This window comes from Bulleidia sp. zg-1013, from assembly GCF_019798045.1.
Taxonomy (GTDB): Bacteria; Bacillota_I; Bacilli_A; order Erysipelotrichales; family Erysipelotrichaceae; genus Bulleidia.
The window spans coordinates 13310-33064 of record NZ_JAGXEX010000002.1; the positions used below are offsets into that span (position 1 = coordinate 13310).

21 protein-coding genes and 1 riboswitch are annotated in these 19755 nt (G+C 38.3%); of the genes, 18 read left to right on the forward strand and 3 right to left on the reverse strand.

Annotation, left to right across the window (positions count from 1 at the left end; all coding sequences use genetic code 11):
• Positions 1 to 59: 59 nt before the first annotated feature.
• A riboswitch (SAM riboswitch) is annotated at positions 60 to 146 on the reverse strand.
• Positions 147 to 223: 77 nt separating this feature from the next.
• On the forward strand, positions 224 to 1369 hold the full coding sequence (locus tag K7I92_RS01790; protein WP_220281804.1) for an AI-2E family transporter: 1146 nt from the start codon (positions 224 to 226) through the stop codon (positions 1367 to 1369).
• Between the two features lie 60 nt (positions 1370 to 1429).
• Here the strand turns inward: K7I92_RS01790 and K7I92_RS01795 are convergent, their stop codons facing one another.
• A complete protein-coding gene (locus tag K7I92_RS01795) occupies positions 1430 to 1732 on the reverse strand; it encodes a NifU family protein (RefSeq protein ID WP_203244620.1) in 303 nt (100 codons plus the stop codon).
• A gap of 108 nt (positions 1733 to 1840) precedes the next feature.
• Between K7I92_RS01795 and K7I92_RS01800 the strand changes: the two genes are divergently transcribed.
• The 4 genes from K7I92_RS01800 to K7I92_RS01815 all read left to right on the forward strand — a co-directional run bounded on the left by K7I92_RS01800 (position 1841) and on the right by K7I92_RS01815 (position 6944).
• Entirely contained in the window at positions 1841 to 2209 is a 369-nt protein-coding gene (locus tag K7I92_RS01800; protein WP_203244619.1) for a CvfD/Ygs/GSP13 family RNA-binding post-transcriptional regulator, read from the forward strand.
• On the forward strand, positions 2209 to 3489 hold the full coding sequence (locus K7I92_RS01805) for a glucose-6-phosphate isomerase (RefSeq protein ID WP_222150647.1): 1281 nt from the start codon (positions 2209 to 2211) through the stop codon (positions 3487 to 3489). The genes K7I92_RS01800 and K7I92_RS01805 overlap by 1 nt, the downstream gene beginning before the upstream one ends.
• A gap of 21 nt (positions 3490 to 3510) precedes the next feature.
• Positions 3511 to 4866 carry an MATE family efflux transporter gene (locus K7I92_RS01810; RefSeq protein ID WP_220281806.1) on the forward strand — a complete coding sequence of 452 codons (1356 nt, stop codon included), beginning with the start codon at positions 3511 to 3513 and terminating at the stop codon, positions 4864 to 4866.
• Positions 4867 to 4964: 98 nt separating this feature from the next.
• The gene (locus K7I92_RS01815; RefSeq protein ID WP_220281807.1) at positions 4965 to 6944 is read left to right on the forward strand and encodes an FAD-dependent oxidoreductase; all 1980 of its coding nucleotides are present in this window, start codon (positions 4965 to 4967) and stop codon (positions 6942 to 6944) included.
• Positions 6945 to 6995: 51 nt separating this feature from the next.
• On the opposite strand, the gene K7I92_RS01820 is transcribed toward K7I92_RS01815, so the two are convergent.
• On the reverse strand, positions 6996 to 8117 hold the full coding sequence (locus K7I92_RS01820; protein WP_220281808.1) for an FAD:protein FMN transferase: 1122 nt from the start codon (positions 8115 to 8117) through the stop codon (positions 6996 to 6998).
• Positions 8118 to 8231: 114 nt separating this feature from the next.
• On the opposite strand from K7I92_RS01820, the gene K7I92_RS01825 reads away from it, so the two are divergent.
• From K7I92_RS01825 to K7I92_RS01860, 8 genes are all read left to right on the forward strand, one after another.
• Positions 8232 to 9530, forward strand: coding sequence for an RnfABCDGE type electron transport complex subunit C (locus tag K7I92_RS01825; protein ID WP_220281810.1), 1299 nt, complete (start codon positions 8232 to 8234; stop codon positions 9528 to 9530).
• 3 nt (positions 9531 to 9533) lie between these two features.
• On the forward strand, positions 9534 to 10964 hold the full coding sequence (locus K7I92_RS01830) for an RnfABCDGE type electron transport complex subunit D (RefSeq protein ID WP_220281812.1): 1431 nt from the start codon (positions 9534 to 9536) through the stop codon (positions 10962 to 10964).
• 8 nt (positions 10965 to 10972) lie between these two features.
• Positions 10973 to 11875 carry an FMN-binding protein gene (locus K7I92_RS01835; protein ID WP_220281813.1) on the forward strand — a complete coding sequence of 301 codons (903 nt, stop codon included), beginning with the start codon at positions 10973 to 10975 and terminating at the stop codon, positions 11873 to 11875.
• Positions 11876 to 11883: 8 nt separating this feature from the next.
• On the forward strand, positions 11884 to 12540 hold the full coding sequence (rsxE, locus tag K7I92_RS01840; RefSeq protein ID WP_220281814.1) for an electron transport complex subunit RsxE: 657 nt from the start codon (positions 11884 to 11886) through the stop codon (positions 12538 to 12540).
• 2 nt (positions 12541 to 12542) lie between these two features.
• Positions 12543 to 13115, forward strand: coding sequence for an electron transport complex protein RnfA (locus tag K7I92_RS01845; RefSeq protein ID WP_203244611.1), 573 nt, complete (start codon positions 12543 to 12545; stop codon positions 13113 to 13115).
• Positions 13115 to 13309, forward strand: coding sequence for a hypothetical protein (locus tag K7I92_RS01850; protein ID WP_220281815.1), 195 nt, complete (start codon positions 13115 to 13117; stop codon positions 13307 to 13309). Before K7I92_RS01845 ends, K7I92_RS01850 begins: the two co-directional genes overlap by 1 nt.
• 1 nt (position 13310) lies before the next feature.
• Positions 13311 to 13589, forward strand: coding sequence for a (Fe-S)-binding protein (locus K7I92_RS01855; RefSeq protein ID WP_203244609.1), 279 nt, complete (start codon positions 13311 to 13313; stop codon positions 13587 to 13589).
• Between the two features lie 228 nt (positions 13590 to 13817).
• Entirely contained in the window at positions 13818 to 15674 is a 1857-nt protein-coding gene (locus K7I92_RS01860) for an FAD-dependent oxidoreductase (RefSeq protein ID WP_220281816.1), read from the forward strand.
• A gap of 243 nt (positions 15675 to 15917) precedes the next feature.
• Here K7I92_RS01860 and K7I92_RS01865 read toward each other — a convergent pair whose 3' ends face one another.
• Complete coding sequence (locus K7I92_RS01865; RefSeq protein WP_255594280.1) at positions 15918 to 16202, reverse strand: type II toxin-antitoxin system YafQ family toxin; 285 nt, start codon at positions 16200 to 16202, stop codon at positions 15918 to 15920.
• A 31-nt stretch (positions 16203 to 16233) separates the two neighbouring features.
• Between K7I92_RS01865 and K7I92_RS01870 the strand changes: the two genes are divergently transcribed.
• From K7I92_RS01870 to K7I92_RS01890, 5 genes are all read left to right on the forward strand, one after another.
• Entirely contained in the window at positions 16234 to 16797 is a 564-nt protein-coding gene (locus K7I92_RS01870) for a DJ-1 family glyoxalase III (RefSeq protein WP_220281818.1), read from the forward strand.
• Positions 16798 to 16869: 72 nt separating this feature from the next.
• Entirely contained in the window at positions 16870 to 17319 is a 450-nt protein-coding gene (locus tag K7I92_RS01875; RefSeq protein ID WP_203244605.1) for a MarR family winged helix-turn-helix transcriptional regulator, read from the forward strand.
• 12 nt (positions 17320 to 17331) lie between these two features.
• Positions 17332 to 18519, forward strand: a complete 1188-nt coding sequence (locus tag K7I92_RS01880) for a glycosyltransferase family 2 protein (RefSeq protein WP_220281819.1) — start codon at positions 17332 to 17334, stop codon at positions 18517 to 18519.
• Positions 18516 to 19364 (forward strand): YwaF family protein, encoded by an 849-nt coding sequence (locus tag K7I92_RS01885; RefSeq protein WP_220281821.1) that lies wholly within the window; start codon positions 18516 to 18518, stop codon positions 19362 to 19364. The genes K7I92_RS01880 and K7I92_RS01885 overlap by 4 nt, the downstream gene beginning before the upstream one ends.
• Positions 19365 to 19376: 12 nt before the next feature.
• On the forward strand, positions 19377 to 19715 hold the full coding sequence (locus K7I92_RS01890; protein ID WP_220281822.1) for a hypothetical protein: 339 nt from the start codon (positions 19377 to 19379) through the stop codon (positions 19713 to 19715).
• The last annotated feature ends 40 nt before the right edge of the window (positions 19716 to 19755 follow it).

Below are 19755 nucleotides of genomic sequence, written 5' to 3' on the forward strand. Positions count from 1 at the left end.
AAAAAGCTCCTTTCCTATGTCTTATACGAGTAGTGGAAGAGCTTCCGGGGATTTCTCTTTCTTCATCGTTGTCAGCTGTACCACCTTGCGTTTGCAGGTTGGCATGAGTTCCTAGAACTGACTCTCTCCCTCATTCTTGATAAAAGACCTTCACTTTATAGCATGCAAAAAAAGGACTGTCAAATAAAGTGTTCTACGCTATAATAAGCAAGAAGGAGTGCTTATGAATTGGAAAAATATAAAACCGGAAACACGAGAACAGATTTTATCGCTAACGATTTCGGGAATGATATTGATAGTATTTTATTTTGCGATTAGATATATTCCCTTTGTGATGCAATTATGGTCAAGTGCCATTCGCGCTTTAATGCCATTTGTGTTTGGCTTTATATTCGCTTTCTTATTAAATCCAATTCGCAAGATTATCGAATATAATGTGCTAAAACCGATGGGTTGGACAGAACGAATGAAAAGAATGGTCGCCAGTTTCATTTCTATCATCATCTTTTTATTGATACTGATAGGTTTCTTCTCTATCTTAATTCCTCAACTATACGCTAGTGTACAGACCTTCTCCAATGCCTTCCCGGGATATATGCAGTCAGGGTATCGTTATTTAGAAAGTTTACCAATCAATTTGAATGAGGTTTGGAATTATCTTAACGCTACCTTACAAACTTTCTTAGCATCTCTGCAAAAATGGTTAACCTTAAATACGGCTGGAGGAATTAGTCAGTTATACTATTCAGCCGTTTCCTTTGCACGGGGTATATTAGATTTCCTTATTGGTATTATCATAGCGTTCTATATACTTTTGGATGAAGAAAAGTTGAAATCGCAATTACGAAAAGTTGTTTTTTCCCTTGTTCCTTTTCCAAGAGCAACCGGCTTTTTCAGTGTTTGCCGTATGGTGATTGATACCTTCAATAACTTTATTGCCGGTAAGGCTTTGGATTCTTTGATTATTGGTATTGTTTGTTACGTGGGCTGTTTGCTATTAAGAATTCCATACGCACCACTAGTATCAGTCATTATCGGTGTGACGAATATGATACCTGTTTTTGGACCATTTATTGGTGGCATCCCATTAACGATTATGATTATCTTAATTAATCCATGGCGTGGCTTAACATTGGGGCTATTCATCTTTATTTTACAACAGGTGGACGGCAATATCATTGGTCCAAGAATTCTTGGCTCGGCAGTTGGTTTACCATCTATTTGGGTGATGTTTTCCATTATTGCAGGGGGTGCTATGTTCGGCATCGTCGGCATGATTATTGGTGTTCCTTTATTCTCGGTGATTTATGTTTTGTTACGTAATAAAACAACGGAACGCTTGAAAGAGAAAAAAATCCATTTAAAATGAAGTGAATCTCCTTTATTGGTTTGTCCAACTTTTGGGCTTCACTTAAAAAGACCAGTCTTTTTAGTAATATGGAGTGAATTGACTATAAGGATTCGCTTCTAACATTTTAACGTCTTTGACTTCAGGAACTTCATCCATTAAGATGGCTTTAATTCCATCATTCAGTGTTACATCGATGATACCGCAACCTTGGCAAGCACCGGTCATCGATACAATAACAACACCATCATCAAAGCCAACCAATTCACAATCACCACCATCCGCTTGGATGTAGGGTCTAATCTTATCTAATGTGTGTTGGATTCTTCCTAAAAGTTCCTTTCTTTCAGGATGAATCGCAATTTTATCAATAACATCGGGCATACGTTATTTTTTCTCCTCTTTATACCTATATCCTACTATTAAGTTTTTTTAACTGTCCACTGAAGTGATTAAGGATTGTGCTATACTTAGTAACGGTAGGGGCAAGAAATGGAATATAAAGTTGGACAAGTTGTAGAAGGAAAAGTAACAGGATTACAGCCATATGGAGCTTTTGTGTCAATTGATAAAAACATAAGTGGTTTAATCCATATTTCCGAAATTTCCGATGGCTTTGTGAAAGATATTCATTCTTATGTAGAAGTTGGTCAGCTTATTAAAGCGAAGATTATTGATTTGGATGAAAAAAATAGTCAAGTGAAATTAAGCTTAAAGGCTCTTCAAAAAAGACGCTTTCACCAACGCCATGTAAGTTTGAGGGACGATAGACCGAGCTTGCCTCTGATGAGAAGGGGATTTCGTAGCATCGAAATTCAGTTAGATAAATGGATTGAAGAAGCTAAAAAGGAGATGAAATGATGATGAAATTAGACACCGGTCATGCAAATTTAAAAGAAGATATTTTTTCTTATCAAGAAAAAGTAAGTGAATTACATCAAGCCATTATCAACCAAACCGGAGCCGGAAATGACTTCATGGGTTGGGTACACTGGGCTAAAAATTACGATCAAGAAGAACTTTCTCGGATTAAAGAAGTGGCAACGAAGGTAAAGGATAAGGCGGAGGTTTTAGTTGTTTGTGGTATTGGGGGTTCTTATCTGGGTGCTCGGGCGGCGATTGAAATGATTCAAGGCTTGTATTCGGATAATAAGACAGAGCTTATTTTTATTGGCAATACCTTTTCTTCAACGTATATTTCTCAAGTGATGAAGTACATTGAAAATAAATCGGTTGTTTTAAATGTGATTTCAAAGTCGGGAACAACAACCGAAACAGCTCTTTCTTTTCGTTTATTAAAAGAATTCATGGAAAAGAAGTATGGTAAAGAAGAATGTAAAACACGTATTATTGCGACAACCGATAAAGTGCGTGGAACTTTAAAGGCTTTAAGTCATCAAGAAGGATATGAAACTTTTGTGATTCCAGATGATATTGGTGGTCGTTTCTCTGTTATTACACCGGTCGGCTTAGTGCCGATGGCGATTATGGGTATTGATATCGATGAAGTTTATGCGGGTTTAATGAAGGCTTATGAGGAATTAAACACAGCTGATTTGCATCAAAATTCAGCTTATCAATACGCCATTTGTCGTCGTATCTTGCAAAATCAGGGCTACAATGTCGAATTGTTTGTGACTTATGAACCACAATTAGCAATGTTAGCTGAATGGTGGAAGCAGTTATTAGGTGAAAGTGAGGGAAAGAATGGTCTGGGTATTTTACCGGATTCCGCTAACTTCTCGACCGATTTGCATTCCTTAGGGCAATTTATCCAAGAAGGAAAGAAGATTTTATTTGAAACAATTCTTCATGTGAATCAACCGCAAGAAGAAGTCTTCATTCCAAACGATGCGCAAAACTTAGATGGTATGAATTATTTAAGCGGCAAAGGCGTCGACTGGGTGAATAAGATGGCGGAACAGGGGACATTAGAAGCCCATACGGAAGTGGGTGCTGTTCCTAATCTTGTGATTTCTATAGAAGATATGTCGGCTTATAGCTTTGGTTATTTGTGCTATTTCTTCTTCTTAGCAACGGCTATGACTTGTTATATGATGGATATTAATCCATTTAATCAACCGGGGGTAGAAGTTTATAAGGCGAATATGTTCCGCTTATTAGGTAAGCCGGTGAAATAAGGTAGGAAGTGGGGTATATAGATGAGTGAAAAACATAATAGTCAATATATCCGCATGACCCGAACACCGGTGAACCGCTTAATTGTATCACTGGCGATACCGACGATTATTTCCATGTTGGTAACGAATATTTATAATATGGCAGACACTTACTTTGTTGGTACGATTGGTACTTCAGCCACAGCCGCAACAGGTGTTGTCGTCGCCATTATGGCTATTCTACAGGCCTTCGGTTTTATGTTTGGCCACGGTGCCGGTTCAAATATTTCCCGCTTATTAGGAAGTGAAAATAAGGAAGGAGCTCGTGAATATGGGGCGACTTCCTTTTGGCTTTCTATTTTTGTTGGTGTTTTAAGTGCTGTTTCGGGAGTATTGTTTTTAGATTCAATGTTGCGACTAATGGGTTCTACGGATACCATTCTTCCTTATGCCCGAATTTATGGTTGGTACATCTTGATTGCGGCGCCGGCTTTTACTGCTTCTTGTGTCTGCAATAATATTCTTCGCTATGAAGGAATGGCTTTTTTTGCGATGCTTGGCTTAACCGCAGGTGCTGTTTTAAATATCTTCGGTGATTATCTTTTCGTTCGGATTATGAATAGGGGAATTGCGGGAGCCGGATTAAGTACAACAATTTCACAATATATTTCTTTGTTTATATTGATTCTTCCCTTTGCCCAAGGCAAAACCCAATCGAAATTAAACATTCGTTATTTTAAAGGAAAATATGAATATATTAAAAATATTGTGACTTGTGGTCTACCTTCTTTAGCAAGGCAGGGATTAAACTCAATTTCAACCATGATTTTAAATAGCTCAGCCTCACTGTATGGAGATGCGGCGGTAGCGGCGATTTCGATTGCGACAAGAGTGGTGAACTTCATGTTCTGCATTGCGATTGGTATTGGTCAAGGCCTACAGCCGGTAGCGGCTTTTAACTATGGTGCAAAATATTATTCAAGGGTAAAAGAGGGAATGAAGTTTGCTTTAATGACCGCTTCTTCTTTGATGCTGGTTTTGGCATTGGCTGCTTTCTTTCGTGCGGATGTATTAGTACGATTATTCCGTGATGATGCGGAAGTAATGGCGATTGGGAAAGTGGCTTTGCGCTTTCTTTGTGTGAGTTTTGTGTTTATGCCGATAGCCTCTTATGGTTCAATGCTGTTTCAGGCAATTGGTGAAAGTGGGGTTGCAACCATTCTTTCGATACTACGTAGTGGCGGCATTTTAATTCCCATGATTCTTTTATTGTCCAATTTGCTTGGTTTAAGGGGCTTAGAAACGGCACAAGCCATTTCGGAAATTGTAAGTGGTTTATTAGCTATTCCATTTATTCTTCGCTCCATTCACCGCTTTCCCAAAGATTTTTATGGCTAAGAAGGAAGTTTATCTTCCTTTTTTTGGTTTTTCATACAAAAGGGGTTACATTTCGTGAAAGAATGAACTAATATGAAAGTAATGGGAGGTTTCAAGATATGAAGAAAGTGAGCAAGACTTTATTATCTGTACTACTTGCGACGTCCATGTTTGGTTGTTCAAAGGGTAGCACTACTTCTTCAAAGATGAAAGCCGGCACGTATACCGTTAGTGAAATGGGTATGAATGATAAGGTTGAAGTCTCGGTAGAAGTAGATGAAACAAGGATTAAGAGTGTTAAAGTAACAAAGCACTCGGAAACACCCGGTATTGGTGGTGAATTGAAAGATAGTAAAGGTCAAGTGATGCGAGCAGGCGGTGTTGCCCCAGTGGAATTGATTCCCCAAGAGATTGTAAAAAATCAAAGCTTAAAAGTGGATAATGTGACAGGGGCAACGATTACTTCAGCGGCGATTGTTCGTGGGGTTGAAAAGGCAATCAAAGATGCCGGCGGAAACCCGGATTCTTTCAAGAAGACAGTAAATTATGAAGCTCGTAAGGATGTTTCCGCTGATGTGGCTGTATTAGGTGGCGGCGGTGCCGGTTTGGCGGCAGCCATCGGTGCCGCTCAAAAAGGTAAAAAAGTTGTCATTATTGAGAAAGCGGGGGCTATTGGTGGCGATACATTAGTCTGTGGAGCAATTTATAATGCACCCGATCCAGCTATGCAATCCAAGGTAAAGATGAGTGCAACAGTTAAAACAACGATTGAAAAAGCACTTAGTGAAAAACCGGTGAATGAAGCCCATAAGGCATTACAAGCAGAGGTTCAAAAGCAATGGAATACCTATAAATCAAGTGGTCAAAAAGGTTTGTTTGATACGAAAGAATGGTATGCTTTACAAACTTGGATTAATGGTGATAAAGTCGCTAATCTTGAATTGGTGAAAGTATTATGTTACCAATCGTATGGTGGCATGGCTTGGATTCAAAAAATGGGTATGACGTTCAAGGATAGTATTAGTCAAGGTGCAGGTTCTTTATGGCAAAGAACGCACACTTCAACGATGCCTATGGGAACAGGCTTTATGTCTGTTTATGCAAAACAATTGGATAGCTTAAAAGATAAGATTAGCTTCATCAATGAAGCGAAAGCCTCTAAGTTAATTATGAAAGATGGTAAGGCTGTTGGGGCTGTGGTTGTGGATAATCATACAAAGAAGGAATTCAAAGTCGAAGCGAAAGACGGTGTTGTTTTAGCAACAGGCGGTTTTGCGGCGAATGCGAAGATGGTTCAGGAATATAACAAGTCCGGTAAATGGCAAGATTTAAGCAAGACAGCATCAACCAATCGTTTCTCTTCTTCTCAGGGTGATGGTATTGTGATGGCGAAAGAGGCCGGTGCTTCTTTGACCGATATGGAACAAATCCAACTCTTGTACTTAGGAAATACAAAAGATGGACAATTAACGAAATATCCAGCTCGTGCAGCTTCGGGAACAGACCAAATTCTTTTCGTGAATAAAGAAGGTAAGAGATTTGTTCGTGAAGATGGTCGTCGTGATGAAATTTGTTTGAATGTTTTGAAACAAAAAGATGCTATGTTCTATATTGTGGAATCAGCAGATGGACCCGGTTATAAAGATATTAAAGATCCAAATTGGCGTTCAGCCGATGGCTTTACTTTCAAGTATCTGGAAGAAAATGGTTATGTTGTATCCGCGGATACTTTAGAAGAATTGGCTAAGAAGTTAAAGATGAATCCGGCTACCTTAAAGGCTAGTGTGGATCAATTCAACGCTTCTGTGGATTCTGGAAAAGATGAGTTTGGTCGAACACTTTATACAACAAAACTAACTAAGGGACCATGGGTTGCGACTTCCAGGCAAGCTTGTATCCATCATACAATGGGTGGTATCACAATTGATACAATGGGTCGTGTATTGAATGAATCGAAGAAGCCGATTGCGAATTTATATGCAGCCGGTGAAGTAACCGGCGGTATTCATGGTGGAAACCGCTTGGGTGGCAACGCTGTTGTGGATACAGTTGTCTTTGGTAAGCTTGTATCGGATACCTTAGTGGCTGATCATAAGTAAGAAGAAAAAAGATGCTTGAGTAGGGAACGGTTCTCTACGAGAGCATCTTTTTTATTGGTTGAAAGTTAATTGGTCTTTTAATCCATCGGTATAAGAAATCGCGTATTGGTCTACCATGGTGTAATTCTTATCTTGAACTTTATCGGGGTTCATAACCCAAACTGCATTTATTTCTTGTCCGCTTTCTTGTTTGATTTTTTCAATTAGTTTCTTTCCATCTTCAATGCTTAGAGTAAATAAGCTTGTACTCATTGCATCAGCCAAACCGGAGTCAGCTGTTAATACGGTTACAGAACGATATTTATTGGCCGGGAATAAGGTTTTTGGATCGATGATATGGGAATAAGTTTTACCATCGCTTGCTATGTAATAACGTTCATAATCTCCCGATGTCACAAAGGAGAAATTACCTTGTTTCTTATAAGCTAATAAACCACCCGGTAGTTTACCTTCCGGATCGGTGATACCAATGGACCAAGCTTCGTTATTTGGTTTTGAACCGATGGTACGAATGTTTCTACCAACATTCACATAACCGGAGTGGACACCACGCTTTTCCAATTCTTTCGCTACCAGTTCACTCGCATAACCCTTCGCAATACCACCAACATCCAAACTAACTTTTGGATCCGTGATAAAGACCGTTTTCTTTTCTTCATCAATTTGGATTTTATCCCAACCACGATGGGACTTCGTTGCTTCTAATTCAGCTTTACTTGGCAGATTGCCCCTTTTCTTTTTCTGATTAAGAGCCATTCCTTCTTCTCGGTATTGATGCCAAAGTTTTAAAGTAGCGCCCATGGTAACATCAAATTCACCCTTGGATAAGTCGTACATCTTCTTCGCTTCTTTTAATAAATCAATGATTTCTTGTTCAACTTGAACCGGCTTTTTACCAGCTTGGTCATTGATGGTTTTTAGATTATGGATACCACTATAGCTATGATAAATATCGAAGAGTTCATTGTAATGTTTTAGAAGCTTGCTGCTTTCAATGAAATTTTTCTTAGCCTCTGCTTCTGTTTTCTTGGTATTTTCAAGATAAGCATACGAGGTATCAAAACCGGAGTCATAGCTGACATTTTTGTAGCTTGTGATTTTTGTTTCGGAACAAGCACTGAACAGGGTGACACTTAAGAGGGCGATAAGCATTTTTTTAGAAATTTTTTTCATACGCAATCAGTGTATCATATTTTGAAAGACAACATTCAAAAAGTTGAAATGTGGTATAATGTTATGCGTATTCGGGGAAAGGACTGAGATATTATGTCGATTTTTAAAGGGCCTATGAAAAGACATTTGGATGGCCATAAAGATTTAACGACATCTGTAGATGTTAATCACTCGATTGACCCTAATGATGTATGGGTGCCAATCGCCAGTGGTTCATCAGACATGACTGTCTGTGTTGAAATTGGATCGGAAGTAAAAATTGGTACAAAGTTGGCGGAAAGAAATGATCATTTCTACCTGCCGGTATTCTCACCGGTGTCTGGTACAGTGACAGAAGAAAAGAAAATGTTAGCAGGGGATGGTCGTCTGCACAATCATTTGCATATTGTGAACAACCATAAAAATGAATCTGCCCAAGCATTCAAGCCTCTTGATTACACGAAAGCAAGCCGTGAGGAATTACTGGACTTCGTTAAAAATGCGGGAGTTTTGGGTCTTGGTGGTGCCGGCTTTCCAACGTATGTGAAATACACTAAAGTGGATGGCATTGAAATGTTAGTGATTAATGCAGTTGAATGTGAACCTTTCTTAACAGCTGACTACAAAGCTATGGAAGAAAATATGGATGATTTAAAGTTAGGTGTTTTAGCCCTTGGTAAATTATCTAAAGCGACTAAGGTGGTACTTGCAATTAAAGAAAATAAGAAAGCCATGATTGCTAAACTGAAAGAGACATTTGCCGGAACAAATGTTGAAATCAAGGCCGTTCCGGACGTGTATCCAATGGGTTATGAAAGAACATTAGCTTATCAACTAACAAAGAAGAATTATGATCGTTTACCAAGTGAAATCGGTTTAATCATCAATAATGCGAATACTGCCATTGCTTTAGGGAAAGCCTTAGTAACGGGTATGCCTATTACCCATAAGTATGTGACGGTTTCCGGGGATGCCGTTAAAAATCCACAAACTATGTATGCGCCGGTGGGAACAACTTCAGGTGAATTATTAAAAGTAGCTGGTGGTGTGAAAGATGGCATTGAAGATGTTTTATTGATTAATGGTGGACCGATGATGGGTCGTGTTGTACCGAATGATCAATGGACTATTTCACAAAGTACCAATGGTGTAACGGTTATGAAACATGTCAAAGTCGATGCTGTTAACTGTTTGAGATGTGGTGCTTGTGTGGATCATTGTCCAATGGGTTTAGAACCGGTTCGTATTGCTGATGAACATAAAGTAGTGGATTATGCTCACCTAGTGAAGCTAAGAGCGATGGATTGTATTGAATGTGGATTATGCACCTATGTTTGTCCTTCTAAGATTGATGTAACGGAAAAGATGCGTCGTGCGAAGACTTTTGTTGGAGCTAAGATGAAGGCTGCTCAAACGGCTAAGGGAGGTAAATAGATTATGAAGTTCTCATTTCATTCAGCTCCTAACTATCGAGCAAAGCGTTCGATTGATGGCATTATGATGGATGTCAGTCTTGGCTTATTTGTTGTTCTTATCTATGCGATGGTTTGGTATGGTCTTAATAGTGGTTGGAATTATAGCTTACGAATTGGTTTCATGACCATCACTACTTGTGTGAGTGCCTTTTTAACGGAAGCAGTTTATTTCAAAGTGATGAAGAAGGATGTTTGCTTGTCTTTGAAACATTCTTATGTTTGGATTACAGCTTTGATTATTGTCTTAATCACGCGTATCAATGTGAGCTATTACGCATTGATTATTGCGACTGTTATTGCGGTTTTATTTGGTAAGCTAATCTTTGGCGGTTTTGGTCAAAATATTTTTAATCCCGCAGCTTTTGCGGAAGCCATTATCATGAATTCTTTTGGGGCAAGTGTAGCGACGGATTTCACAACGGGGGCAACACCAATGTCTACCATGGCTAGTCATGGTTGGGTCATTAGTGGTTCTGCATTGGATTCGGTACTAAATCAATTCAATGGCTTAACCGGTTTATTATTAGGAAATTATTACAGTACAATCGGTGCTAGTTTTGCTCTATGTATTTTGTTGGTTGGTGCCTATTTGATTTACCGTAAAGCTATTGATTGGCGTTTGACTTGTACTTATTTAGCAGCGGTTTTTGGGATGAGTTTTATCACCGGTTTATTCCATGGCAATGCACTTGAATTTGCGATTGTAAATGTCTTAGGTGGCGGTGTTGTGTTTGGGGCTGTGTTTATGTTGACAGATCCTGTGACTTCACCAGTTAGTCCGGCCGGTAAGTATGTGTTCGCCTTTGGGGCTGCAGCTTTGACCTTATTGATTCGTTGGAAAGCCAATTTACCGGATGGTGCTTTGTTCTCAATTTTATTGATGAATATGTTAACACCTGCGATTGATAAGATGGTGGATGGTAGTCAAGTAAAGGATTTCAAGCGTATTTGGCGTAATACAGCGATTGTGCTTTGTGTTTGTTTGGTGGTTCCGGTTTTAGTGGGAGCTAATTTACAAGCGAAGGAAGTAAAAGCTGAGCAAGCAAAGACTTCGGAAAAGCCAAAAGTCAAGGCTTTAAAGGATAGTGATTTCAGTAGTAATGAAGCGAAGTGTACAAAGAAGAGTAAAGGAGTGTATGCTTGTGAAGCCAAAGGCTTTGAAGGTGTTTCAAAAGCAACAATCACGCTTGAAGGAAATAAAGTAAAGAGTGTTGTTGTGGATTCCTTCGGGGATACAGAAGGGGTTGGCGATAAGGCAACGGAAGCAACAGAGCTAAAGAAATATGAAGCGGCGACAATGGATTCAACGATTGATGCCACAAGTGGAGCGACCCTTAGCTCCAATGCGTTAAAGGCAATGGTTTATAAAGCTTTACAAGAGGCAAGTAAATAGGAGGGATTATGAAGAAAAAAGAGTTTTCAAGTGTTTATAAGACAGTCCTATTAGCGGTCTTGTGTGCTATATGTGGCTTTGTGTTATCACTTATCAATGCGCTAACTGCACCGAAGATTGCGGAAAATGCGATTGCGTCGGTTAAGTCTACTTTAGAAAAAATTTGGTCAGGTGCTACGTTTTCAGATGTGAGTTCGCAATATTTGGCTAAGGATAAAACGGGTTTAATCACAGGTGTTTATGAAGCAAAAGATAAAGGTTTAGCCTTCACTTTAAAAGTAAAAGGCTATAATGCGGACGGTTTTACTTTTATTGTTGGCTTTAATAACGATGGGACGGTTGCCGGGTATAGTGCTATTGAAGAAAATGAAACCAAAGGTAAGGGTTCAAAGGCTTTTGATTCAGACTATGTTGAAAAGATGAAGAAATTAACTTCTAAGGATTCAGTGGAATTAATTTCCGGAGCAACGGTAACGACGGCAGGTGTTAGTGATGGATTTAACGCAGCCAAGGCAGTCTTTAATGAAGCTAAGGGCATTCGTTATGATCCAAATGCGAAGCCGAAGGAAGCTGAAAAGCCAAAAGTCAAAGCTTTAAAGGATAGTGATTTCAGTAGTAATGAAGCGAAGTGTACAAAGAAGAGTAAAGGAGTGTATGCTTGTGAAGCCAAAGGCTTTGAAGGTGTTTCAAAAGCAACAATTACGCTTGAAGGAAATAAAGTAAAGAGTGTTGTTGTGGATTCCTTCGGGGATACAGAAGGGGTTGGCGATAAGGCAACGGAAGCAACAGAGCTAAAGAAATATGAAGCGGCGACAATGGATTCAACGATTGATGCCACAAGTGGAGCGACTCTTAGCTCCAATGCGTTAAAGGCAATGGTCTATAAAGCTTTACAAGAGGCAAGTAAATAGGAGGGATTATGAGTGAAAAACAAGTTAAAAAACAAGGATTCTTCGGTCGTTTAATTAGCGATAACCCTGTATTTAGCATGTATCTTGGCTTGTGTTCAGTATTAGCGATTTCCACGAGTTTGAATAATGCGCTTGGTATGGGTATTGGTGTTATCTTTGTGTTAGTGTTATCCAATATGTTGGTATCATTGGTTCGTAATATTACTCCCGATGATATTCATATTCCTGTCTACATCACGATTATTGCGACTTTAGTAACGGTGTTATCGATGTTGATGCACGCATTTACACCAACTTTATTTACAGCTTTAGGGGCTTTCTTAGACTTAATTACAGTAAACTGTATTATTTTAGGTCGTGCCGAAGCCTTTGCTTGTAAGAATAATGTCGTTGATTCTATTAAAGATGGTTTCCAAATGGGCTTGGCTTATACAGGTGCTTTATTGTGTATGGCTTTCATTCGCCAAATTGTTGGAACGGGTGCTTTATCGTTAAGCAATCCATTTAATGACCGGTTGATTTTTAAGCTTCAATTGATTCCGACCGGATTTGAGATTCCATTATTTACGGAACAGTTTGGGGCATTTATCACCTTTGCCTGTCTAGCGGCATTAGTTGCCAACTATAAAAATAAGTTAACTCTACAAGAAAAGAGAGGTAAATAAATATGGACTTATTTACTTTATTGATTAGTGGTTTATTTATCAACAATATCATCCTAACGAAATTCTTGGGTATGTGTCCTTTTATGGGTGTTTCAACTAAGATGGAATCGGCTTTAGGAATGGGTGTTGCGGTTATCTTCGTTATTTTTGGATCATCCATTATTTCTTGGACGATTTATCATTATGTATTAGTTCCACTTCATATTGAATACATGGAATTGATTACTTTTATCTTATTAATCGCCGCCTTTGTTCAATTTGTGGAATTGTTTATTAAGAAGAGTGCACCATCTTTGTATAAGAGCTTAGGTATCTATCTTCCTTTGATTACAACGAACTGTGCCGTTTTATATGTGGCGCAAAATAACATTAGCCAAGCATATGATTTAGTGCATACCATGGTCAATTCGATTGCGATTCCATCCGGCTTTGCGTTGATGTTACTGATTTTCTCAACTATTCGTACCCGTCTTCAACAAAATGATGTACCAAAGGCATTCCAAGGCAATCCAATCGCCATGATTTGTGCAGCTATTATGGCAGTTGCGTTCTCGGCTTTGGCAGGTTTAGTTTAATGCCGGCAGGAATGATTGCCGCTTCAATCGCAGTTGGATTAGTGGCTTTGAATGTTTGGCTATTAAGGGCTAATCGTAAAACACCCGTTCCAAAGGATTGTGAAAATATGAAACCGGATTGCGAAGCTTGTGGTTTGTTGGATTGTGAAATACGAAATTTATACAAAGAGAATAAAGTAGAGGAAGGTAAGTAATATGGAATTTGTTTATCCAACAGTTTCGATGATTGTTTTAGGAGCTTTAATAGGAGTCATCTTATCTTTTGCTTCAAAGAAGTTTGCGGTTGAAGTGGATACACGAGTAGAGGATGTCCGTGCTCTTCTTCCGGGTTTAAATTGTGGAGCATGTGGAACGCCCGGTTGTGATGCGATGGCACAAATGTTGGTGAATGGAGAAATTGATGTAAGTCGTTGTCGTCCATCTAATCCAACTCAAAAGGAAGCGATTAAGCAATATTTAGCAGAAAATAAGTAGAAATTAGAAGTGGCTATAGCCACTTTTTATATCTGGGGAAATATATTAAGGAAAGTAAGCAACGATTGCCTTCAATGGGCTATCCAAGTTTTATACAGGCAATAATAAAAAGCCTGAATCCCATCATCTATTAGTTGAAAATGAACTGCTTTGTTAGAGATACGATTTTACTTACACGTAGACTGTAATTTTGATAGAATAATACAGTTCTATAGAGGAGGATAAGAAATGAAGAACGGTTTTAAACGTGTGCTTACAACCTTTCTGGTTGCGACACTTCTTGTGGCTTGCACTAGTAAAAAAGCATCTGTAAGCCTAAAAGCAGGTACTTACTCAGCATCTGCCAAGGGCAAGAATGGAAATGTTACGGTGGAAGTTGAATTTGATACATCATCCATTAAATCCGTTAAGGTAAAACAGCAACAAGAAACTCCGGATATCGCTGCCGGAGCATTAAAGAAAATTCCGGAAGAAATTGTTAAGAAACAATCAGTAGAGGTGGATACTGTTTCCGGTGCTACTATAACAAGCAATGCGATTATTAATGCGGTTAAGGATACTGTAAAACAGGCTGGCGGTTCTGATGATACATTTACCGGAAAGCAATCAGCCACGAAGAAAGAAACGCAAAAATACGAAGCGGATATTGTTATTGTTGGAGCAGGTGCGGCCGGCTTATCGGCCGCTTTGCGTGCAACGCAAGCAGGGGTGAAAGTATTGGTGGTAGAAAAGGCATCATCTATTGGCTTTAGTAATGGAGCAATTGCCGGTGGTCCTGCAATGGCCGCTAATAAAGTACAAGCTGCTGAAAAGCAAGAAGTTTCCGTGGAAACATTATTTAAGAAACAATATGCTTGGTCTAGGGGAACAGTCAACGCTTTATTGTTGAAGAAAGTCGTTGAAGAAGGTGGACCACTGATTGATGATATGGTGAAGATGGGCTTGAAGGCTACACTTCGTCCGGATAACTACGGTGCCGGTTTCCGTGCTCGCTTGAAGTTAGAAGAAAAGGGAGAAGGTCGTTTTAAGTTCATTCAAAACTATGTTGAAAAACAAGGTGGGAAATTCTTATTTAATACAACTGGAGAGCATGTTGTACTAAATGATAAGGGTATTGTGACCGGTATTAAGGGAAAAACATCCACTGGAGCACCGGTTGAAGTGAAAGCTAAAGCGGTTTTATTGTCGACTGGTGGATACCTTGGTAATAAAAAGCTTTTAGCAGAGAAATTTGGTCATGTTGGTGTTGTTCCATTGGGTAGTACATTAAGTACCGGTGATGGTCTTGCTATGGCAAAAGAAGCCGGTGGGGTTGAGGAAAAGAATTCTTTCTCCCTTATCTTCAATGAATTTGCCGGTGAAAATGAAAAGAGTGAAGGCTGGCGAAAGAATGATAATCTTAAATACGCTATCTATGGCGGTTTATTAGTAAATGGTAATGGTGATCGTTTCATGAATGAAGAAATTATGGCAACGAAACCATTGGCCGGTGGAGAAGAAACACTTCGCCAAGGTTATTTCTACTCCATTATTGACCAAGATTACTTAAATGGTATGAGTTCTGTTGGTGTTTATGAATATTTAGGTAAACCGGAAGGCTGGTATGTTGGTAAAATGACCCAAAAAGGTAAGGTTTTAAAAGCGAAAGGTGAACAGTTAGATAAGGCAATCAAACAAGGCTGGGCATTCAAAGCGGACACAATTGAAGAACTGGCAAAGAAGGTTAATATGCCTAATCTTACAAAGACAGTAAACACTTATAACAAGATGGCTACTAATAAGAAAGATACCATGTTCTATAAGAGTTCTTACTTTATGACGCCTGTTTCAAAAGGTCCATTCTATGCCTTTCAATATCAATCTAGTGCATGGGGAACCCTTGGTGGTGTAAAGGTGGATGATCAACTTCGTGTTATCAAGGCTGATTTCAAAGCTATTCCAGGATTATACGCAGCTGGTGTTGATGCAGGCAGTGCATTCACAACGCCATACTATGATAATGAAGGAGCCGCATTTGGTACGTCCTTATCTTCAGGTGGATTAGCTGGAAAAGAAATGGCAAAATACGTAAAAGAAGTAAAATAGTTTTATCGAAAAGGTCTGTCGAAGTGATGTGACCCCCAAAAGTTAGACTTTTTTAGCGTAGCAGTTTATATGGCCGCTCCGCTATTTTTATGCAGCCAAGAGTCTAAGCCTGTATTGCACCGGACTTAGCCATCCCGGTTTTTCTTTTCTTCTTTCATTTTTTTCTCTTTCTTCTTGCAAAATAAATTTATTTTTTAAAAATTTTCAAATGAAAAAGTGGAATGACTCCACTTTGTTTTTCAACTAGAACAAGTCACTATGTGTTCCTGTTCGTGTTAAGTACAAAATCAACTCACCATCGAAAATTTCATAAATTAAAAGCCAATCCGGAGCAATATGATACTCCCTACACTCTTTGAAATTTCCGGTTAAAGTATGGTCTTTATTCTTTTCCGGCAATGGCTTTCCAGTTGCCGGAAGGTTTAGAATATCAGTCAATAAAGATAAATCATACCCTCTCTTCTTCATCCGCTTTAGGTCTGTTTTCTTGTTTGTTAGAATAATGCACTTGAAAAAATAGCTTTGCAAGATAAATAATAAATACAAAGGAGGAATGGATATGAAAACAGCTATTTTTTTAGCCGATGGCTTTGAAACATGTGAAGCCTTAATTACCGTTGATTTATTAAGAAGAGCCGGTATGTGTATTGATATGGTATCCATGAATGAGAATTTAAAGGTTGAAAGTTCGCATAAAGTAGCGGTTCAAGCCAATGTTTTATTCCAAGAAACAAAGATAGAGGAATACGATATTCTAATTATGCCTGGGGGAAAGGTGGGGACTATGAATTTGGAAGCCAATGAAGAATTAAAAAAGGCGATTCAAAAACACTTTGAACAAGGAAGATTCATTTGCGCCATTTGTGCGGCACCTTCTATTTTAGGTCATCTGGGTTTATTAAAAGGCAAGAAGTATACTTGCTATCCAGGCTTTGAGGAAGAACGTTTTGCTGGTGAGTACCAACAAAGTTTAATTGCTCAAGATGGCAATATAATCACCGGAAGAGGAATGGGAGCTACCATTGATTTTGCTTTAGCGATTATTGAAAGATGTGTTGGTTTAGAGGCACGTAAACAAGTTGAAAAAGGAATTCAATATGAACACTCCTTTTTAGAACAATAACCTCAGAGATGAGGTTATTATTGACTATAGTCCGAAATCAGACTAATATGGACGTGTACAATAGGGGAAGATATGGATAAAAAGATACAAGAACAACTGTCTATCATGAATCATAGTATTAAGGAGATCATGGGGATTTATCGAAGCGCTGTTTCCCAAACCGGTATATCCGAAAATGAATTTTGGGTATGGTATACCTTAATTACTTCTGATGAAGCAGTTCGCCAACAAGAGCTTGTGTCGATGTGGTCTTTATCCAAACAAACCATTCACTCGATTGTCAATCGAATGGTATCGAAAGGGCAAATCAGTTTAGAAGTAGACATTAAAAATAAGCAGAAAAAAGTTATTCGACTAACCGAAGAAGGAAAAAAGTTCGGTGAATCCATTGTTCGACCGGTACTGAAGGCAGAAAGACGATCCTTTGCGAAGGTGGATGAAAAAGATCGTTTAGCAGCCATTCATTTTTTACAAACTTATATTCAAATTGTACAAAAAGAGATTGGTCTTAAAGAAGACTAGAAAGGAAAGAAAATGATATTTTGGATAATCGTACTAGCTGTGTTGTTGTATTTTCTATATACCTTTTTCATTTCCTTAGGAAAGGCTTTTAGAGTTTATCCAAAGACAGAAATATATCACCATTTTGCTCTTTTAATTCCGGCTCGGAATGAAGAAGTGGTGATTGGTCCCTTGATTGAATCACTTCAAAAACAGAATTATCCAAAGGAGGCTTATGATATTTATGTCTTGGTCAATAATAGCCAAGACCGTACTGAAGAGATTGCTTTAAGTAAAGGGGCGAAGAGGATTAGTATGGATCGCCCGGTGCATTCTAAAGCGGATGTATTAAAAGTGGCTTTTGAAAAATTAGTTACCAATCAAGAGATAGAAGCTTATATTATTTTTGATGCAGACAATTTAGTTGATGCTCATTTTTTAGAGAATATGAACCGCGCTTATGGACAAGGTTACCGACTATACCAAGGTAGAAGAACAGGTAAAAATGTTCAGGATAATTGGTTAACCTCTTGTTATGAAGTGTTCTATATTTTACAAAATATGGTGTTTAATCATGCTCACGTGCAAGAAGGACATAGTGCTTCTTTAAATGGTACAGCTTGGATGATGGAAAAATCTTTCTTAAAAGACTATGGTTTTTCGGCTGAATTATTGACCGAAGATATTGAATTAAGCACGATAGCTCTACTACATGGTGAAAAGATTGGTTATGTGCATGAAGCTTTTGTTTATGATGAATATCCGGCTAAGCTAAAAACCGCTTGGATTCAATTAAAACGTTGGGTGTTTGGGCAATTACAATGTATGCGAAAATATACTTGGCAATTATTAAAAGAAACGGTGATTCATCGTTCTTTAAGTTGCTTGGATATGGTGGTGATATTGGTTTTCCCATTAATCGTGGTTTTATTTTTTGCGATAGTAATTGGAATGTATTTTTTACAAGCCGGCTTTGCCCGGTGGTTAGGGAAATCCATTCTTTGGATTTTGTTAGTAGCCTATGGCTTGATGCTGATAGTATGGTCTTTTGCGATTCGAAAGAATGGCTCAAAGCTGGTAGAACTTTGGAAAGGAATGGTTTTTTTTCCGGGGTTTATCTTTTTGTTTATATTACTGATTGTCTTGAATTTATTCCGTAAAAAGATTGAATGGCAAGCAGTTGTTCATGATCGGAAGCTTAGAATTGAGGATATGAAATGATGGAATTTTTAATGAAATGTTGGGGAATGTTTGTGGCACCAAGAGGAACTTATGAGGCTGCCGGTATGTTTTCTTGGGGGCATTGGCTGTTACTTGCAATGACAATTATTGGTGTTACCATAGCATTAAAGAAAACTTTACAGTTACCTTATAAGCAAATTGAAAACATCATTCATAATTTAATTGTTTTATTGACTATTTTAGAAATTATAAAAATATACTTTAACTTCCGTATTGGCAATGCGACTATTTTAACGGCTTGGGTACCAATGTACTATTGCACCATTTGTATCTATGCCGGCTGGTTGATGATATATGGTCAAGGCACATGGAAATATTGTGGAGAAGTGTTTTTAGCGACAGGTAGTTTGGTTGGTGGAAGTTGTTTCTTGTTGTATCCAAGTTCTTCTTTATTACTCTATCCAGCTTTGCATTTCTTATGTGTACATAGTTTTTTCTATCATGGTTGCATGGTTTATATTGGTATATTGATGAATCGAAGCGGCTATTTTAAAATTCAGAAACAAGACTTTGATTTATATGCTCTTTATGTGTCTGCCTTTTGTGTGGTGAGTTGGATTTTGAATATCTTTTTAGATACGAACTTTATGTTTATTTCCACTCCTTTTGAAGGAACTTTCTTAGAAACATTATTTAATGTGTTAGGACCTGCTTATACGTTATTGTTGATTATTGTGCAAGTAACAGCACCATTTTGGCTTGTCCGATGGATCCAAAAGAAAACAAGTTTATTATCAAGACCGGCTTGGTATCCGGACATTTCATTAAGACTAGAAGAAGAAAAGAAGGTGGTTCCAATCAACTTACCAAAACATATTGGTTAATAGGAGGATGGTATGGTAGGAAAATATCAGGTTGTCACATTATGTGGAAGTACTCGTTTCAAAGATGAATTTATGCAAGTACAAAAGAATCTTACTTTAGCTGGTAAGATTGTGATTAGTGTTGGCTTATTTGGTCATTCTGGTGATAATGAGGTTTGGGAAAAGATGGATGAGGGTACTTTGACGAAAACCAAAGAAATGTTAGATGATATGCATAAAAGAAAAATTGATATGGCGGATGAAATCTTTGTGATTAATAAAAATGGTTATATCGGCGATAGTACAAAATCAGAAATTGCTTACGCTAAGAAAATGGGTAAAAAGATTTCTTATTTAGAAGAAGCTAAGTAGGTATACACTAAAAAACAATGTCTTTTGAGGACATTGTTTT

Coding starts and splice junctions, on each gene's coding strand:
- K7I92_RS01790 (WP_220281804.1), top strand. CDS start 224: ATGAATTGGAAAAATATAAAACCGGAAACACGAGAACAGATTTTATCG.
- K7I92_RS01885 (WP_220281821.1), top strand. CDS start 18,516: ATGATGGAATTTTTAATGAAATGTTGGGGAATGTTTGTGGCACCAAGA.
- K7I92_RS01810 (WP_220281806.1), top strand. CDS start 3,511: ATGAGTGAAAAACATAATAGTCAATATATCCGCATGACCCGAACACCG.
- K7I92_RS01855 (WP_203244609.1), top strand. CDS start 13,311: ATGGAATTTGTTTATCCAACAGTTTCGATGATTGTTTTAGGAGCTTTA.
- K7I92_RS01800 (WP_203244619.1), top strand. CDS start 1,841: ATGGAATATAAAGTTGGACAAGTTGTAGAAGGAAAAGTAACAGGATTA.
- K7I92_RS01890 (WP_220281822.1), top strand. CDS start 19,377: ATGGTAGGAAAATATCAGGTTGTCACATTATGTGGAAGTACTCGTTTC.
- K7I92_RS01835 (WP_220281813.1), top strand. CDS start 10,973: ATGAAGAAAAAAGAGTTTTCAAGTGTTTATAAGACAGTCCTATTAGCG.
- K7I92_RS01830 (WP_220281812.1), top strand. CDS start 9,534: ATGAAGTTCTCATTTCATTCAGCTCCTAACTATCGAGCAAAGCGTTCG.
- K7I92_RS01870 (WP_220281818.1), top strand. CDS start 16,234: ATGAAAACAGCTATTTTTTTAGCCGATGGCTTTGAAACATGTGAAGCC.
- K7I92_RS01815 (WP_220281807.1), top strand. CDS start 4,965: ATGAAGAAAGTGAGCAAGACTTTATTATCTGTACTACTTGCGACGTCC.
- K7I92_RS01880 (WP_220281819.1), top strand. CDS start 17,332: ATGATATTTTGGATAATCGTACTAGCTGTGTTGTTGTATTTTCTATAT.
- K7I92_RS01825 (WP_220281810.1), top strand. CDS start 8,232: ATGAAAAGACATTTGGATGGCCATAAAGATTTAACGACATCTGTAGAT.
- K7I92_RS01875 (WP_203244605.1), top strand. CDS start 16,870: ATGGATAAAAAGATACAAGAACAACTGTCTATCATGAATCATAGTATT.
- K7I92_RS01860 (WP_220281816.1), top strand. CDS start 13,818: ATGAAGAACGGTTTTAAACGTGTGCTTACAACCTTTCTGGTTGCGACA.
- K7I92_RS01820 (WP_220281808.1), bottom strand. CDS start 8,117: ATGAAAAAAATTTCTAAAAAAATGCTTATCGCCCTCTTAAGTGTCACC.
- K7I92_RS01795 (WP_203244620.1), bottom strand. CDS start 1,732: ATGCCCGATGTTATTGATAAAATTGCGATTCATCCTGAAAGAAAGGAA.
- K7I92_RS01850 (WP_220281815.1), top strand. CDS start 13,115: ATGCCGGCAGGAATGATTGCCGCTTCAATCGCAGTTGGATTAGTGGCT.
- K7I92_RS01845 (WP_203244611.1), top strand. CDS start 12,543: ATGGACTTATTTACTTTATTGATTAGTGGTTTATTTATCAACAATATC.
- K7I92_RS01805 (WP_222150647.1), top strand. CDS start 2,209: ATGATGAAATTAGACACCGGTCATGCAAATTTAAAAGAAGATATTTTT.
- rsxE (WP_220281814.1), top strand. CDS start 11,884: ATGAGTGAAAAACAAGTTAAAAAACAAGGATTCTTCGGTCGTTTAATT.